Source organism: Paraburkholderia sp. SIMBA_030 (assembly GCF_046535245.1).
Lineage (GTDB): Bacteria > Pseudomonadota > Gammaproteobacteria > Burkholderiales > Burkholderiaceae > Paraburkholderia.
This window is the reverse complement of sequence record NZ_JAWRXB010000092.1, coordinates 1-457: the sequence shown is the minus strand read 5'-3', so window position 1 is coordinate 457 and position 457 is coordinate 1. Positions and strand designations below refer to the sequence as shown.

The window sequence follows — 457 nt, the reverse complement described above, 5'->3', positions numbered from 1 at the left end:
GTAGGCTACTCCACGGCTTACACTCGTCAAAGTGGTAAGACCATCTTCATCAGCCAGTCCTACTGCATTATCCCCAGATATATTATTCTCATTGGGAGAAGTCACAGAAGCTGGAGCACTTTCCACATCCAAAAGACTCCCAAGGCTGAACCCTGTTAGAGGAGCATGCAAGGCAGGCAATGGATTACCATCCTTGTCATTCTCAAAGCTGGACGGTACATCACCGTAGTCATAGGTAGTCACTACATCGATTTGGTAGTCTTCTACCTCTCCGTTGGAGGCTGCTCCAAAGTCAGCAGCATTTGCTGTGCTTACAGCTCCGTTACCTACACTTCTCTCATCAATAAGAGCCCCGCCACTGGCAGCGGTGGTAAAGTCATTCAGGGAACGATCTGAAAGTCTGAGCCTCATATAAAGCTTTGAAGCCCCGGAAGCGATTGTTCCGGTCTGGGCCCCT

General features: G+C 49.5%; 1 protein-coding gene. It reads right to left on the bottom strand.

Features of this window, described 5'->3' with window-relative positions:
* Nucleotides 1-457, bottom strand: a 457-nt coding sequence (locus tag SB772_RS39160) for a hypothetical protein (protein ID WP_410838409.1), incomplete at both ends; no start/stop codon positions are given.